Annotated in this window: 14 protein-coding genes, 1 other RNA gene and 1 pseudogene; 9 read left to right on the top strand and 7 right to left on the bottom strand. The window is 61.5% G+C overall.

The window, feature by feature from the left end:
* The first annotated feature begins 200 nt into the window (after positions 1 to 200).
* The 9 genes and pseudogenes from ACIBCN_RS19280 to ACIBCN_RS19240 all read left to right on the top strand — a co-directional run.
* The gene (locus tag ACIBCN_RS19280) at positions 201 to 458 is read left to right on the top strand and encodes a hypothetical protein (RefSeq protein WP_396992928.1); all 258 of its coding nucleotides are present in this window, start codon (positions 201 to 203) and stop codon (positions 456 to 458) included.
* Entirely contained in the window at positions 448 to 2,637 is a 2,190-nt protein-coding gene (locus tag ACIBCN_RS19275; RefSeq protein WP_396992927.1) for a type IV secretory system conjugative DNA transfer family protein, read from the top strand. Before ACIBCN_RS19280 ends, ACIBCN_RS19275 begins: the two co-directional genes overlap by 11 nt.
* Positions 2,634 to 3,662, top strand: a complete 1,029-nt coding sequence (locus tag ACIBCN_RS19270) for a replication-relaxation family protein (RefSeq protein ID WP_396992925.1) — start codon at positions 2,634 to 2,636, stop codon at positions 3,660 to 3,662. Before ACIBCN_RS19275 ends, ACIBCN_RS19270 begins: the two co-directional genes overlap by 4 nt.
* A complete protein-coding gene (locus ACIBCN_RS19265; protein ID WP_396992924.1) occupies positions 3,659 to 4,693 on the top strand; it encodes a DNA-methyltransferase in 1,035 nt (344 codons plus the stop codon). The genes ACIBCN_RS19270 and ACIBCN_RS19265 overlap by 4 nt, the downstream gene beginning before the upstream one ends.
* 84 nt (positions 4,694 to 4,777) lie before the next feature.
* A complete protein-coding gene (locus tag ACIBCN_RS19260) occupies positions 4,778 to 5,113 on the top strand; it encodes a hypothetical protein (RefSeq protein ID WP_396992923.1) in 336 nt (111 codons plus the stop codon).
* Between the two features lie 214 nt (positions 5,114 to 5,327).
* Positions 5,328 to 5,723, top strand: a complete 396-nt coding sequence (locus ACIBCN_RS19255) for a helix-turn-helix transcriptional regulator (RefSeq protein WP_396992922.1) — start codon at positions 5,328 to 5,330, stop codon at positions 5,721 to 5,723.
* 46 nt (positions 5,724 to 5,769) lie between these two features.
* Entirely contained in the window at positions 5,770 to 6,168 is a 399-nt protein-coding gene (locus tag ACIBCN_RS19250; RefSeq protein WP_396992921.1) for a helix-turn-helix domain-containing protein, read from the top strand.
* Positions 6,165 to 7,625: a tyrosine-type recombinase/integrase gene (locus ACIBCN_RS19245; protein ID WP_396992920.1), complete on the top strand. Its 1,461-nt coding sequence runs from the start codon at positions 6,165 to 6,167 to the stop codon at positions 7,623 to 7,625. The genes ACIBCN_RS19250 and ACIBCN_RS19245 overlap by 4 nt, the downstream gene beginning before the upstream one ends.
* A gap of 89 nt (positions 7,626 to 7,714) precedes the next feature.
* Positions 7,715 to 8,677, top strand: a pseudogene (locus ACIBCN_RS19240) (recombinase family protein); the annotation flags it as partial.
* A gap of 204 nt (positions 8,678 to 8,881) precedes the next feature.
* Here ACIBCN_RS19240 and ACIBCN_RS19235 read toward each other — a convergent pair.
* The 7 genes from ACIBCN_RS19235 to phoA all read right to left on the bottom strand — a co-directional run bounded on the left by ACIBCN_RS19235 (position 8,882) and on the right by phoA (position 14,130).
* Positions 8,882 to 9,211 carry a hypothetical protein gene (locus tag ACIBCN_RS19235; RefSeq protein WP_396992919.1) on the bottom strand — a complete coding sequence of 110 codons (330 nt, stop codon included), beginning with the start codon at positions 9,209 to 9,211 and terminating at the stop codon, positions 8,882 to 8,884.
* 106 nt (positions 9,212 to 9,317) lie between these two features.
* Positions 9,318 to 9,689, bottom strand: a transfer-messenger RNA (tmRNA) gene (gene ssrA / locus ACIBCN_RS19230).
* Between the two features lie 78 nt (positions 9,690 to 9,767).
* On the bottom strand, positions 9,768 to 10,616 hold the full coding sequence (locus tag ACIBCN_RS19225) for an EamA family transporter (RefSeq protein ID WP_396992918.1): 849 nt from the start codon (positions 10,614 to 10,616) through the stop codon (positions 9,768 to 9,770).
* An 11-nt stretch (positions 10,617 to 10,627) separates the two neighbouring features.
* A complete protein-coding gene (smpB, locus tag ACIBCN_RS19220; RefSeq protein WP_357380491.1) occupies positions 10,628 to 11,101 on the bottom strand; it encodes an SsrA-binding protein SmpB in 474 nt (157 codons plus the stop codon).
* Between the two features lie 65 nt (positions 11,102 to 11,166).
* Entirely contained in the window at positions 11,167 to 11,403 is a 237-nt protein-coding gene (locus ACIBCN_RS19215) for a hypothetical protein (RefSeq protein WP_396992917.1), read from the bottom strand.
* Between the two features lie 67 nt (positions 11,404 to 11,470).
* A complete protein-coding gene (locus tag ACIBCN_RS19210) occupies positions 11,471 to 12,538 on the bottom strand; it encodes a metallophosphoesterase (protein ID WP_396992916.1) in 1,068 nt (355 codons plus the stop codon).
* A gap of 101 nt (positions 12,539 to 12,639) precedes the next feature.
* Positions 12,640 to 14,130, bottom strand: a complete 1,491-nt coding sequence (gene phoA / locus ACIBCN_RS19205; protein WP_396992915.1) for an alkaline phosphatase — start codon at positions 14,128 to 14,130, stop codon at positions 12,640 to 12,642.
* Between the last annotated feature and the right edge of the window lie 107 nt (positions 14,131 to 14,237).

The following is a 14,237-nucleotide window of genomic DNA, read 5'->3' as shown; positions in this document are numbered from 1 at the left end:
TTATTTTCAAGCATTTTCACCGAAAGACGAGGCTGACGCTTCGATGTTGTGGAATGAGCAATCATCATTGTTCATTGCGTCAACGCAATACATAGTAGGGGACACAGCCATTGCGTTGACGCAATAGCCAAGCAGTTGGCCACATCAGGCCGAAAACCAGCAATAGCAATTATTTAAAGAATTCAAGGAGGGCCCGAACTATGTCTAAAACAGGACGCTACAACTACCGCAGGCTCGAAAAGGGACGCAACACCCCCACGCGGCCGAAGCGACGCATCACGGTTCGCGGTGATCAGCGCACACCGCCTGATCTTCGCAAACTCGGCCGTGCGGTCATCGCGATGGCGTTGGCCGATGCCGAAGCCGAGAAAGCGAGTCAAGCGGCCGAAGCCGCGCAGGCCAATGAGGCAACGACTTCCAGTGACGCAACTACTGAGGAGGTGAACCATGACGACTGATCAACTCCCGCTCTCCCTCAATGCAGAATCGCTTGTGTGGCAACAGCCGTATTGGCCGCAGCCATTCAAAGAGGCCGCTGCCCTGTCGCTGCTGACCAGCTGGGCAGCACAGAAACACGCGCCACAGATAATACTCGAAGCTCGCTCAGATATCACCGGCGTCGAATATTTGGTCGGAAGCCAACTCCGGCATGCTCAAGCCGTCCGACGCACCATCGAGCAGTTGGTACGTGGCAGTGTGGTCACACGTTTTGATCCGACCGATCGAAACACCATCAGCACGGCCCGCCGCCTGAAACTCACCACAACAGCACGCGCAATCCAGCCGGTAGACGCAGTCTCGTCTCACCGCTCGATCCTGAGCGCACTCACCACCGTGAAGAAGAACGAACGGCTGGTCATCCAGGTGGTTCTTGGCCCTCGTCGTGGACCTTCGTTGCCACCAGCCGAGATGTCACAGGACCAGCAGTCCTTCACCAGCAAAGTGCTGCATGGTGTCTTGCCCGAACATCGGCCCGACGCTCGCCAGGCACTTGCCCGCAAGCTCGGCCAGCACGGCTTCGAGGTCGTCCTTCGACTCGGCGTCCATGCCGTCACTGCTGAGCGGCGCCGAACGCTGCTGTTGGGGCTGGTAGCCGCGATCGGGACGGTGGAAGCGGCCGGAGTCCATCTCCGACTCGTCGACGAGAAGCCTGGCCGCGTCAATACACCACGCTCCAACTGGTCACTGTTCATGCCGTCGCAGCATCTCAGCGTGCCCGAGGTCAGTCACTTGCTGGCGTGGCCGGTCAGTGACAACGACGAGCCGTTCCCCGGGCAGCCACCACGCCATCCGAAGCCTGTTCGCCCGACCGCCGCCGCTCAGGCCGGTCAGCGGATTATTGCGACCGCCAATGCCCCTGGCGCGCACGGCACAATTGGTTACAACGTCGATGATTCCCTACGACATTTTTGGACGATGGGCCCGAGTGGAGTGGGCAAGTCCAGCCTGTTTTTGAATCTCATCGTTGCGGACTTGGCGGCTGGTCGACCGGTCGTTGTGATCGAGCCAAAAGACCTGGTGACAGATATTTTGGCGCGGATTCCGGACAGCCGGAAAGACGACGTGGTGGTGCTCGATCCGCTGGACAGCGCACCGATTGGCATCAACCCGCTCGACGGCAAGCACAGAGGTGGTCGGACTCCGCAGGTGGTGGCCGATTCGCTGTTCAGCATGTTCAAAGCCATCTACGGCGACAGTCTTGGACACCGATCCGCTGACATCCTGCGGAACTGCCTGGAAGTCCTCGCCCGACGTGATGATGCCTCCCTGGTGATGCTGCCCCTACTGCTGACTAACCCAGGATTTCGCCGTTCCCTGACACAGCACGTCATTCGCGAAGATCCCTACGCCGCCGGTCCGTTCTGGCAGTGGTTCGACGGTCTGTCACCGGAGGCGACCGCCAGCATCGTGGCACCCCTATCGAACAAGCTCCGACCGCTGATGACCAAACAGCTCAGAGCCGTCCTCGCACAGCGCAATCCGAAGTTCAACATCCGACAAGTGCTTACTGAAGGCAAGGTGCTGCTGGTTCCGCTGCAAAAGGGAGTGATCGGACCGGAAGCAGCGCAACTGCTGTCGGCCGCGGTGCTCTACGAACTGTGGCAAGCCATCCTCGAACGTGCTGGAACTCCCGAGAACTCTCGCATCCCTGTCATGGTCTACGTCGATGAGGTACAGGAATTTCTCAAATTCTCGGACGACATCGCCGAGGCGTTAGCCCTCGCTCGCAGCCTGAAGGCCGGATTCCACTTGGCCCATCAGCATGAAGCGCAGCTCCCCAAGTCGATGCTGGAGGCGTTCAAGAACAATGCGCGCTCACGGGTCTTCTTCCAGCTCCAAGCCGGAGATGCCAAGGACGTTGCAGCCGGACAATCCGTCGTCGCGCCTGATGATTTCAGCTCGCTTCCCGCCTATGCGGTCTACGCCAGCGTCATCCGAGACAACAGCCTCCAGCCGTGGGCGTCCGGCACCACCTTGCCCCCGCCACCGAAAACCAGCGATCCAGATGGAATCCGCCGCCTCAGCCGCGAACGGTACGGCCAACCCCTGGACAAGATCGAGGCCGGCTTCGCCGAGCTGCTGGATCACACCAGTGACAGCCCAACAACCACACGGCGGAAGAGGAGGCAGGCATGAACAGACAACACACAAGCGAGATTGACGTGGAGGTGCATGTGGAGATTCGACCGGCAGCAGACAGTCGTGTGGTTCACCATTTCGCGTCAACCCGTACAGCCACATCATCCCTGGTCAACTCCCAATCCTCCGTCGTTCGTGCAACGACTGATGGTGCCCATTCGGGCACCTCACACCCGAGCGGATCACGTCGGCCTGTCAGTGTGCGTCAGAATATTTGGAGCATCGGCGACACCCTCAGTGATCGAGATTGGGCCGTGCTGCGCTCCGTGGCCGAACACCGATTCCTGAGCGTCAGCCAGATTCACGCACTGCATTTTGCCGACCTCAGCTCTGGTTCCGGTCTCCGAATCGCTCAGCGTGTACTCGTCCGGCTTCGCGAACTTCGGCTACTCGGAACACTTGAACGCCGCGTAGGTGGGGTGCGCGCCGGCTCGGCTGGACTGGTGCATTACGTCGATGCCAATGGCGAACGCTTGCTGAAAGCCGAATCAGGCCAACCAGTGCGCCGTCACCTAACGGACCCCAGCGAAACTTTTCTCAAGCACACCCTCGCTATCGCCGACACCCATGTTTCGCTCGCGGCTGCCCATCGTGAGCAACGATTGGAATTGCTGGCGATGCAGATCGAACCAACGGCCTGGCGGCAGTACATCGGCATCGGCGGGGCACGCTTGCGGCTCAAGCCAGATCTGTATGCCGAAACCGCAATTTCTGCCGACAGTGAGTACGAGGACAGCTGGTTCATCGAGGTCGACCGTGGCACTGAAAGCATTCCCACGCTGGTCAGGAAATGCCGAGATTACGAGGCCTATCGACGAAGCGGCATCGAACAGGATCGGAGTGAAGGCACTTTCCCGCAGATCGTCTGGAGCATGAGCGCCAACGATCCCGCCAAAGCTGAGCGCCGACGTGTTGCCCTCCGACAGGCCATCGACAAAGACCGCGCTCTGCCCAGCGAATTGTTCCACATCATCGCGCCGGACGCACTGGTCGACCTCATGCAGGAAGGTAGTGATCTATGACGGCAGCCATCCGGAATCACCTTCTGGTTGGCGATGCACTCGAACGGTTGCGCGATTTTCCAGACGGCAGCATCGACATGGCGCTCACCAGTCCACCGTACTTCCGACTGCGCAACTATGACGCCGAGGGACAGATTGGGCTCGAATCCCATGTCGACAGCTGGGTCGACAGCCTGGCAGCCGTCAGCCAGGAAATTCATCGAGCGCTGGTACCGACCGGCACCTACTGGTTGAATTTGGGCGACACCTACTCGACCCACACCAGTCAGGGCACCGCTCGAAAGGGACTGGTAATGGCGCCAGAACGGTTGGCGCTCCATCTCCAGCGCTCGGGGTGGCTGGTGCGCAACAAGATCGTCTGGGCGAAGCCGAATCCGATGCCAAGCAACGTCCCCGACCGGCTGGCCTGTACGTACGAACTGATCTACGTCCTGACCAAACAACCGGCGTACTTCTTCGATCTCGATGCTGTTCGCGTTCCGCACCGTTCAACCGCGTCAAAGGGCTACAAAACACAGCAGCACGGCAACGAGCACTGGCGCGGCCCCAATGGCGACATAGCCGGTGGCCTCGCCGTACTGAAACGTGAAGGCCGAGTTGGTCATCCGCTCGGCAAGAACCCCGGTGATATCTGGCAGCTGGCGACATCCAACTTTCGCGGCGCGCACCACGCCACGTTTCCACTCTCCTTAGCCACCAAGGCGATTCAGGCCGGGTGCCCCGAGGTGCGCTGCACGGTATGCCGGCGCCCTTGGCGTAGGCGAGTAATACGCCTGCTCGGCGGCAAAGCCTTGCGCACTGCGGCAAGCGCAACCTGCGACTGCGATGCAGCCAGCGAACCGGGCATCGTGCTCGATCCCTTCATAGGTAGCGGTACCACTGCGGTTGCCGCCGAAGACTTAGCCCGAGACTGGAGCGGCATCGAGCTGAATATGGACTTTGCCCAGCTCGCAACCGAACGCATTGAAGCAGCACGTTCACGTCGCCAGGAGACCGCAGCACGCGCCAGCCCCGTAGGCAACGCCGCGTAGATGGATTGCCTCGTCGGTGCCATGCGGCCGTACTCGTAAGCGCGACAAGCGTTTACCGGCCGCACCAACACCGAGGAGGTAGCAATGTCCGCTCCGGAAACACCCGACGCACAAGAAAAGAAACTTGCCGTCGGACTCAACCCCTACCGTCACACGCAGCTCACCTGGATCGCCCAACTTCGTGGCAGCACCATGAACACGGAGTTCCTGAAGGCGATCGACGCCCACATCGAAGCAGCCAAACACGATCCGGATCTGATCGCGAAGGCTGACGAGGTACGGGCCGCCATAGAACGGGATGCCAAGGCCAAACAAGAGGCACTGGCCAACCTGTTCCAGGGAGCGGCAGCGGGCGAGGGTGACGCGGCAGCCCAGCCGACCCGTCGGGGTCGGCGGGCAACCGAACAACCGGAAGGCTGAGCACACCCAGCCCTCGGTACGGCCGGAAGGGTGACACATCAGCGGGAAATCCGCTCGACTGTCACCCTTCTGGCTCAACAACATAAACATGAGAAAGACCTGAAATAGTACACCGAAACATCAATTTGTGTTGTGGAATTGTGCGATTTCATTGCATTTGGGCAATGGAATTCGTTATTATGAAGTGTACAACAAACGGAGATATTAAATAAAAATGAAATCGAAAGAAAATGAAGCACTGCGGAAAGTCTTGTCCGAGAGACGGCAGGCGCTTGGGATCAGCACATACGAAGTCGCTAAACGAGCTGCGATGCGTGACTCCACGTACTGGCGAATCGAGACCGGAGCGAGCGCGAGCCCTCGTGTTGAGAAATTGCTAACCATCGCCAGAGTGCTCAATATTTCCTGCACCGACATGTTTACAAGCATTGGATGGCTCCCGTCAGGCGAGCTGCCCTCTCTGTTGCCATATATGCGCACGAAGTATTGCGAGCTACCGCCTGCGGCATTCGAGGAAATCGAAGTCTATTTTGCTGGACTTACCGAACACTATGGCGTTTCTTTTGAGATAGACGCATATGAGTCACCTCGAAGCGGAAGCGACTCATAAAATGTAGCAACCGACGTATCAAATCTAGTCCGAGAGGAGGAGAACTATGCACCAAACATCACCCCGCTACCCCGAAACGACAGTTATCAAGGAACCCGTGGCCATTGGTGTCAAGGCTCCTCTTTCTCTCGAAGGTCGACAGGCATTACGCACTCTCGGTAATCTGGCACTCAAACTCGCGGACGGCGAGCCGCTTGATATCAACCGGCTCAGCAGCGAGCTAACTGGCGTAGTCGATAACAAGCCGTCTACGACTACCAACGTAGCCGACTTGCTCACCGTAACCGAAGCGCATACACGACTACGCATTAGCAAGTGGAGCCTATACCGGCTCATTCATGAGCGCGAACTAACAACGGTAAAGGTCGGCGCACGTCGTTTTGTGCCAGTCAGTGAAGTAGAACGGTTTGTCCGCGACCTCGTAACCGCAGGAGGCTCGCGATGACTCGGCGGGGGCAAGGTGAAGGCACGCTCTACCACCGAAGCGACGGACGGTGGGAAGGCGCAGCCTACCTGCCCACAGCAAGCGGCAGAATCCGACGCCTGCGGGTGTACGGCAAGACGCGCAAAGAGGCCAGCGAGAAACTCACCATGAGCCTGGCGGATACCAAGCGCGGCATCCCGCTTCCAGAACAATCCTGGAAGGTCGGAGCCTACCTTGACTACTTCATGCGAGATATTGCCCCAAAGACTCTCCGCCCCACGACGATTAACACATATGGCAACGTCATTCAGGGGCATCTCAAGCCGATGCTCGGATCGCACTCGCTCACCCGTCTTACGGTTACAGGACTCCAGGAGGTATTCGATCAGCGTATCGCCCACGGCATGTCGCTGCCCACCGCCGTTCACGTCCGGATTGTGTTGAGCGCTGCGCTCACTCGGGCAATGCGTGAAGACCTGGTTGTCCGCAACGTGGCACGCCTGGTGGTACTTCCTCGCTACGATCGAAAAGAGATCGTACCTTGGACAATTGACGAAGTTGCCCGATTCCTGGCGGTCGCCAAATCGCATCGGATGTATCCTGCGTTTCTGTTGCTCAGCCTCTATGGCCTCCGGCGTGGAGAGGCCCTCGGCCTTCGATGGGGTGACATCGACTGGGACCATGACGTTCTACGAATTCGGCAGCAGTTCCAAGTGATACGCGGTCAGAACTACATCGGGCCTGTAAAAACCGCAAAGGGAAAGCGAGACCTACCACTACTCGCGTTCGTGCGCCAAGCACTCAACCAGTATCAGATAGACATCGAAGACCAACATATCCATCCGGCACGTGACAGCCTCGTATTTGTCGATGATGATGGTCGGCCGTTTGGACCGTCGAACTTCTACTTTTTGTTCCAGAAACTCTCCAAAAAGGCAGGATTGCGTCGTATCCGCCTTCACGATCTTCGACACACAGTTGCGACGCTCCTAAAGAACAGTCACGTACCGGACCGCGACATCCAACTTATCCTTGGGCATTCCCGTGTCACCACTACCCAGGAAATCTACGAACACGGCGATGGCGAGGCCCAGCAGTTAGCGCTCAGCCGCATTGAGGATGCGTTACTGGGCGCTGGTAACAGTGGCGGTAGCCGTCAAATGCAGCCGTCAAATGTCGATCTAGTGGTACCTAAAAGGGCATTTCAACAGAGACAAAACGCCGATCTGCGGATCTACGCTGATAAGTTTTCCACTAAAATGGACCACCTCCGTCGCGACCCCGCTAGCACCCCTGTGCTTGAAGAGCTGCGCGCACGCACAAACACGCACATTCTTGGCTGTGTAGCCGTCAAAAGTAGCCGTCAGATCAACGACGGAAATCTCGTGCTTTGGGAGTGGGTTCCGCTCCTCAGTGCGCTCACGCCGATCGTGACGCCATTCACCAATTCCCCTCTCCGATCCGATCACAGCGACTAAGGAGGCAGTTAGTGACCAAGAATCAAGCACAGGGAGCAATCCAGCTCAAGAAAGCTGTTCTGCTGCTCCGCGTTTCCACCAAGCGGCAGATGGACACCGCAATCGACATCGACCCCGATGGTCTTTCGATCGCTACTCAACGTGAACTCGGACAACAGAAGTCTGATGCCCTCGGGGCCGAGGTCATCAGGGAATTCATCGAACCTGGTACCTCAGCGAAGACCATCGACAAACGCCCGGTCATCCGGGAACTCTTGAAATTCCTGACTGAACATCCCGAGATCAAGTACGTCATCGTCTACATGCGCTCCCGCGCCTTCCGTAACCGATTCGACGCCGCCATCATCGAAGCCCAGCTCAACAAGATGGGCGTCCGTCTGATCAGCGCCAAGGAAGACTTCGGCGAGGGACCGCATGCCGTGGCGATGGAAGGCATGCTCGACGTGATGAACCACCTGATGAACACCCTGCAGGGGTTGGACATTCAGGAAAAGATGCGGATGAAGGCGGTCAACGGTGGCACCCTCGGCGTCGCCAGGCTCGGTTATCTGAACGTACGCGTCGAGTACGAGGGCAAGCTGATCAACACCGTCAAGCAGGACGAACGACGAGCCCCGCTGGTGCTGAAGGCATTTGAGCTGTACGCCACCGGTACATACGGTTTGGAACAGTTGGAAGCCACGATGGCCGATGTTGGCCTGACTGCACGTGCCAGCGGCAAGTTCCCCGAGCGGCCAGCGTCATTCAAGCGTCTGCATCAGATGCTCCAAGACCCGTACTACGCCGGATGGATTGAGTACGACGGGGAGCTGTACCCGGGCAGGCACGATCCGATCGTCACCCAAGAACTTTTCGACCGCGTGCAGGACGTCATGGACCTGCGTAGCCGCTTGGGACAGCGTGACCGCGTCCTCCAGCACTACCTCAAGGGCAATCTCTTCTGCCATCGGTGCAACGAGGCCGACCGCACCTCCCGCCTGATCTACACCGAGGCACGGAGCCAGAACGGCAATCGCTACAGCTACTTCCTGTGCCGTGGCCGTCAGGACGGTCTGTGCGACCTGCCCTACCTCCCTGCGGAACGAGTCGAACAAGCGATTGTCGACCACTACACCACCCTGCAGCTCCCGCGCGGATTCGTGTCCGACGTTCAGTGCCTGCTTGATGAAGTACTGGCCGACGAACAAATAAGCCTGCGGGAGATGCATGCAGCACTGAAGAAGCGACTCAAGGAGTTGGACGCGCAGGAGGAGCGCTTACTCGACCTCGCCGTAGACAACGCCCTGCCACAGCCGAAAATCAAGACACGGTTGCGCCATATCCAGAACGATCGCGCGAGCATTGAAGCGAGCCTGAGTGCCACCAGGGCCGAACTGGCTGTCGGCATCAAGGTGCTGGCCAGTGCACTGGATCTCCTCAGCGAGCCACAGAAGCTGTACGAGGAAGGGAGCGACGTTGTCCGGCGGCACCTCAACCAGACGTTCTACGAGCGCTTCTACCTGGACATCGAGGGCGTCAGGACGGATCTGCTCAACGGGCCCTTCACTGAACTGCATGACGCGGCCGGAACCGGCAGAACCTTCCACCAGGCAATCAGCGGATCAGTCCGCTCAGGTAGAAGGTCCAGAAACGCGAAAAGTGGCCTTACCCTCCCTGTGGTCCCTAAGGACCCCAGTTCGAGTAAGACCACCCTTGTGGAGCTGCCGGGAATCGAACCCGGGTCCTCTGCCGCGTCTCCAGGGCTTCTCCGTGTGCAGTTCGCTGTGTCTCTACTTGGATCTCTGGGTCTCGCGAACAAGCTCAGATGACGATCCCAGTCGCTGTTTGATGTTCCATTCTGGTCCGCGACCGGCCAGGACGGTAAGTCCCTCTAGCTGATGCCAGTACCCGGGTCGAGGGACGAACCCGGACTGACAGACTTGCTCTGCTACTTAGGCAGCGAGAGCGAAGTCGCGCTGATTGGAATCGGCGCTTAATTGGTTGCAATGACGCTTACGGTGGTCTCTTGCCTGCACCGACACGCTTCCCCTGAATCTACGTACAAAGTCGAAACCGTTCAGCCCCGTACGTCCCGGCACCTTGCCGGCTGTTCATGTTAACACCGGCCAGAGCCCGGTTCTTCCCATTATTCGGCGGGTGTCCTCACGCTGCGGCGATGAGCCCGACCGCGACGAGGGCGAGCACCATGCCGGCCTGTTGCTGACGACCGACGCGTTCGCCGAGCAGCACCATCGCGAGCAGGACTGTGGCCGCCGGGTACAGCGAGCCGATCACGCTGACGAGCGAGAGCAGTGAGCCGTGGAACGCGTGCAGTAGCGCGATGTTGGCGACGACGTCGAGCGCGCCGATGTAGCAGGCCAGTCGCAGCGGCTCACCGCGCAAGCGCTTGAACTGCCTGGCCGACAGCGCGGTCACCCACACCACCGCGGTGGCCGCCGCACGCTGGGCGAGCAACGGCCACAGCCCGGACGACGCCGCGGTCTGGTGCAGGAAGACGAACATGAAGCCGAATGCGAGTCCGGATCCGATGGTCAACAGGGCGACCTTCTTGGTGAATCGTAATTCGCGCCCACCGGTGATCTCCTCGGTGACGGCGTCCGGCGATTCCCGGCTGACCAGCAGCACGGCGACCAACGCGAACGCGATACCGATGAAGGCGAGCAGCCCGGGTCGCTCCCCGATCACCAGCCCGACCAACACGGGGACGCCCGCCACCAGCACCGCCGTCAGCGGTGAGACGACCGCCATCGGGCCGCTCGCGAGTGCGGCATAGAACCACCAGACCGCGACACCGCTGGCGAGGCCGGCCGCCAGACCCCACCCTATCGATGCGGCGTCGGGGGTCCCGTCGACGAACGGCAGGAGCAGCAAGACGAGCAGTACCGACAGCGGGTAGGAGTAGATGACGACTCGCAGCGCGGTCACCTTTCGGGCCGCGACACCACCGTAGAAGTCGCTCACGCCGTAGCCGAGGGCGGCTACCAGCGCCAATAGGACGGCAGTCAGCGCATGCCTTTGATCCGCCGCCCTAGCTCACGAGTGACCTCGCGCTCGGCGTCGCGCTTCGCCAGATCCTGACGCTTGTCGTAGTCCTGCTTGCCCTTGGCGAGGGCCAGTTCGACCTTGACCTTGCCGTCGGAGAAGTACATGGACAGCGGCACCAGCGTCTGATTGCCTTCCCGCGACTTGCCGACCAGACGGTCGATCTCGCGCTTGTGCAGCAACAGCTTCCGGATCCGGCGCGGCGAATGGTTGGTCCAGGTGCCGTGGCTGAACTCCGGGATGTGCAGCCCACGCAGCCACACCTCGCCGTTGTCGACCGTCGCGAACGCGTCGACCAGCGAGGCCTTGCCCTCACGCAGGCTCTTGACCTCGGTGCCAACCAGCGCGATCCCGGCCTCGTAGACGTCCAGGATCGTGTAGTTGTGCCGCGCCCGGCGGTTGGTCGCGATGACCTTGCGCCCCTGTTCCTTCATAACGATCAACCTTAAGTGACGCGGCAACCGGATTATTCCCAGGTCGTGGCGCGGCACCCGCGGTGCTAGCCACCGGGGCGCAGGGTGACCCAGAGGGTGAGCAGCGCGATGAAGGCGGCGACCAGCAATACCGTCGAAAATCGGGGTCTGCCGGGTCGCGGGGGCGGCCGATGGCGCAGCCACACACCCTCCACGGTCGGGTCGATCCCCCTGCGGGTGTTCGGCGGCGCGTCCGGCACCTCGGAGCTGGGGGAATCGCCCGACGTGTCGCCCCCGTCGTCCGGGCCGTCACCGGTAGCCATAGCGAGCACGGTAGCCCGCACGGCCGCGACACGCCGCAATTCCCGCGTGCCGCAACATAGTTGGTACTCAGACGAGACGTCGGCCGAAGGCCTGGGTTGCTGCCGCGGTCGAGACGTCGACGGTGAACACGCGCAGGTCGACGGCGGTCGGGGTGAGATCCAACACCATGAAACCGAGCTCGTGATAGTTCTCGAACAACGCAGGGTGGCTGCCACGGGGGGTGACCGCGGGTTCGGCGGAAACCGTCTTGGCGGCGGCGCCGGACACGATCTGGCGCGTGCCCTTGGATTCGACGGTCGGCTCGAGCACCTGGAGCGAATGGTCGTGCCCGGACAGCAGGAACTGGCAGGCGCCCGCGACGTGCTCCTCGATGAAGCGCTTCACGTGGATGCCGTTGATCGGTTCGATGGGCAGGTTCTCGTAGCGGCCCGCGTCGCCGTGTGGGCCGTTGTTGAGGTACGGGTGATGGGTGCAGGCGATCTTCCAGGTGGCGCCGGATCCGGCGATCGATCGGTCGAGCCAGGCGCGCTGCTCATTCATGAACGGCCCGTCGACCGCCCAGTACGGCGAAAGGATCGGCGGAATGTAGGCGGCGAGCGGATTGAGATCGAGGACGAAGAACTCGACAACGGGGTTCTGCTCCGGCACCCGCACCGAGTAGTACCGGCTCGGCATCCACCAGCGCGGCGAGTTCGCGTGATACTCGACCTCGTGGTTGCCGCGCACCAGCCAGCCGCCGTCACCGGGCAGTACGGAACTGGTGTCGTGGTTGCCGAGCACCATCAACCACGGGAAATCCAGTCCGGCATTGGGGTTTTCGAACTTGTCGGCGAATTGGCGGTCGGTGCCGCTGTTCGGGCCGAGCTCGTAGATGTTGTCGCCGAGGCCGAGCGCGAGGTCGACGGGTTCGCTGCGCTGGAACTCGCGCATCGCATTGGCGACCGCCCACTGGGTGCGTGTTCCGGTGCCCGCGTCGCCGGTCACCAGCACCCGAAGGCGGCGTCCGGTCGGGAAGGGAAACTTGGTGACACCGGACGCGATCGGCACCGCCTGCGCGGGCGAGAGGCCGACCAGCGACGCGACACCCGCCGCGCCTGCCAGAAAGCCCCGTCGACCAAAACTGTTGTCAGGCATGCGATGTCCTCCGCAGTCCGGTACCCCACCCGGCGACCATCCTCGCCCATGGGGCGGGACGATGGCGATGCGGGGTGGGGCACCGGATCAACTGGGGAGAACTACTTCGCCGCGGCGACCGGCTTCTTGTTCCGGTCCAGGCCGAGCGCGTCGGACATGGTGAAGAACAGGTCCGTCTGATCGGTCAGACCGACCACGTTGGCGGCGTGCGGGCCGTAGGCGGCGACGCGCAGCTGGGTGCCGGTGTGCTCCTGCGAACCGCCGGCCTCGGCGTTGCCGTAGGACACGCCCATCTCGGCGCCGTCCTTGGTGACCACCTTGCTGGTCAGCGAGAGCGACTTGGTTTCCAGCGGCACGATCTGACTGCTGTGCGCGTGGTCGGCGGTGACGATCACCAGGGTGTTGCCGTCGTTCTTGGCGAATTCGAGCGCGGCCTGCACGGCCTCGTCGAGGTCGACGGTCTCACCGACCTGACCGCACGGGTTGGCGTTGTGGTCCTGCTTGTCGATCGAGGCGCCCTCGACCTGCAGGAAGAAGCCATCCTTGCGCGGCTCGAGCAGGTCGATCGCCTTGCGGGTCATGGTCGCCAGGTCGGGCTGGGCGGCGGCCCGCTCGGGGTTGGGCTTGCAGGTCTGGGCCGGCAGGTTGAGGCCGTTCTGCACCGCGTTGTCCCCGGTCCAGCGAACCGGCATGTTGCCGGAGCTGAACAGGCCGAGCACCGGCGCGTCCTGGTCCGCCTTGGCGACCGCGTCGAGACCCGTCTTGTCGGCGACGAGGTTGTAGCCGCGCGCCTTGGCCTGGTCGCGCAGGGTCTGACCCTGCCACTGGCCGCCGGCCGCCTTCTGGTCGAAGCTCTTCGAACCGCCACCGAGGGTGACGTCGGCACGCGTGTTGAGCAGTTGTTCGCTGATCGAGCCGAGGCCGCCCTTCTCCAGCGCATTGGTCGGGCACTTCAGTGCCGTCTCCTCCGGGCCGTAACACTTCCGGTCGGTGACGTGGGCGGCGAGCACGGCCGGGGTGGCGTCCTGGATTTCGGCGGTGGTCACGTTGCCGGTGGCCTTGCCGTTGGCCTTGGCGATCTCCAGCAGGTTGGTCTGCGGGGCGCCCTTGACGTCGACGCCGATGGCGCCGTTGTAGGTCTTGGTTCCGGTCGACCACGCGCTGCCGCTGGCCGCGGAATCGGTGACGTAGTCCGGCTTGCCGGTGGTCTTGTCCAGCGAGTAGTGGGTGTACGAGCCGGTGAGCGGCAGCGCGTCGATGCCCTTGAAGTAGCCGCCGGCACCCTCGGCGACGTTGCGCGCCACGGTGATTTCGGAGTCGCCCATGCCGTCACCGATCAGCAGGATGACGTTCTTGGCCTGGTTGCCGTTGAGCGAGGCGCGCAGGGCGTCGGTCCGGTCGCCGGTGGTGCGGCGCGCGCCACCGTTCTCGGTGACGGTGCCCTTGGCGCTGGGGGTGAGGAGATCGCCGTTGCCCTGCTTCGTGGAATCGGACGAACCGCAGGCGGCCAGGGTCCCGACGAGGATGGCGGCGCCCAGGATGGCGCCCGCGCGGAACCGGCGGGGCATGGAACGCGACGAGACAGGGGGCATGAGCGAAAACTCCATTGTTCGTAGATACGTCGGTTGGTGGGAGCCTTGCGATCGCTTCTGAACAAAAAGGGCATAGCGGGCAACCGGGCGGTTACCGGACGATTTCC

It is taken from the genome of Nocardia sp. NPDC051052, assembly GCF_044456045.1.
In the GTDB taxonomy this organism is placed as follows: Bacteria; Actinomycetota; Actinomycetes; order Mycobacteriales; family Mycobacteriaceae; genus Nocardia.
Note: the sequence above shows the minus strand (reverse complement) of the source record. Positions and strands in the feature narration are given on the sequence as shown.

What these genes read in the sequence shown, in the direction of transcription:
- ACIBCN_RS19260 (WP_396992923.1), top strand. Translation starts at nt 4,778, where the DNA reads ATGTCCGCTCCGGAAACACCCGACGCACAAGAAAAGAAACTTGCCGTC.
- smpB (WP_357380491.1), bottom strand. Translation starts at nt 11,101, where the DNA reads ATGAAGGAACAGGGGCGCAAGGTCATCGCGACCAACCGCCGGGCGCGG.
- ACIBCN_RS19275 (WP_396992927.1), top strand. Translation starts at nt 448, where the DNA reads ATGACGACTGATCAACTCCCGCTCTCCCTCAATGCAGAATCGCTTGTG.
- phoA (WP_396992915.1), bottom strand. Translation starts at nt 14,130, where the DNA reads ATGCCCCCTGTCTCGTCGCGTTCCATGCCCCGCCGGTTCCGCGCGGGC.
- ACIBCN_RS19270 (WP_396992925.1), top strand. Translation starts at nt 2,634, where the DNA reads ATGAACAGACAACACACAAGCGAGATTGACGTGGAGGTGCATGTGGAG.
- ACIBCN_RS19255 (WP_396992922.1), top strand. Translation starts at nt 5,328, where the DNA reads ATGAAATCGAAAGAAAATGAAGCACTGCGGAAAGTCTTGTCCGAGAGA.
- ACIBCN_RS19210 (WP_396992916.1), bottom strand. Translation starts at nt 12,538, where the DNA reads ATGCCTGACAACAGTTTTGGTCGACGGGGCTTTCTGGCAGGCGCGGCG.
- ACIBCN_RS19215 (WP_396992917.1), bottom strand. Translation starts at nt 11,403, where the DNA reads ATGGCTACCGGTGACGGCCCGGACGACGGGGGCGACACGTCGGGCGAT.
- ACIBCN_RS19245 (WP_396992920.1), top strand. Translation starts at nt 6,165, where the DNA reads ATGACTCGGCGGGGGCAAGGTGAAGGCACGCTCTACCACCGAAGCGAC.
- ACIBCN_RS19265 (WP_396992924.1), top strand. Translation starts at nt 3,659, where the DNA reads ATGACGGCAGCCATCCGGAATCACCTTCTGGTTGGCGATGCACTCGAA.
- ACIBCN_RS19280 (WP_396992928.1), top strand. Translation starts at nt 201, where the DNA reads ATGTCTAAAACAGGACGCTACAACTACCGCAGGCTCGAAAAGGGACGC.
- ACIBCN_RS19250 (WP_396992921.1), top strand. Translation starts at nt 5,770, where the DNA reads ATGCACCAAACATCACCCCGCTACCCCGAAACGACAGTTATCAAGGAA.